Annotated in this window: 1 protein-coding gene; it reads left to right on the forward strand. The window is 41.9% G+C overall.

The genetic code is table 11. The annotated features are described in order from the left end of the window. On the forward strand, positions 1 to 415 hold a 415-nt coding region (locus tag R7O13_RS26515), incomplete at its 5' end, for a J domain-containing protein (RefSeq protein WP_318305165.1). Positions 416 to 747: the final 332 nt, after the last annotated feature.

Genomic DNA, 747 nt, shown 5'->3' on the forward strand with positions numbered 1-747 from the left:
GTGGTTGGCTATTGGTGGATTGGTGATCGCTCTAGCAGGCTTCGGTGGATGCGTAGTTCTAAGAAAGCAGCAACGAGCCTTGGCCGCACAGTCTTCCCAAGAGGCAAACCAAACTCAGCAACTTAATGCAAAAGTAAAAGAGTTAGAGTTCACGAATAAACAATTGAAGCGTCAGTTGGAGAAAGTATTCAAAGAGTTTAAAAAGACTCGCAGCCAATCCGACAATCATAAAGTTGCGGTTGCCTGCGCGATGTTTGGTTACACACCACAAACCATTCCTGATAACCAAGCAGTGAAACTCCGCTATCGACAACTTTCAAAACTCTATCATCCAGATACTCGTGGAAGTGAAGAAGAAATGAAACGTTTGAACCAGGCGTTTAAAATCATCTCACAAAATGTTACAAAATCGTAAACCACAACTAGAGAGCGCTTGATGGCTAGCTTTAAGTCTAAGTAAAACAAGGTTCGCAATCGATCTCGCTCTCAAACAAATTAACAGACATTTAACGTCAATCTCTTTTTCATGCCATAATGCCCGGCGAAAAATAACACCTAACGACTCATATTTATCTAGGTGGGGAGAAAATCAATGTTCACTGAAGAAGGCACCTGCGATTGGTGTAAAAAACCTAGTTTTGTTACTCGTCACGATTATGTAGATGGCAAATATCATCACTCTTGCCAAGCCTGCTACGACATGGCGAAGATCGATGTTCGTCTGTTTAACCAAGGCGAAATGCAAAT

This window comes from Vibrio sp. Y176 (genome assembly GCF_033438945.1).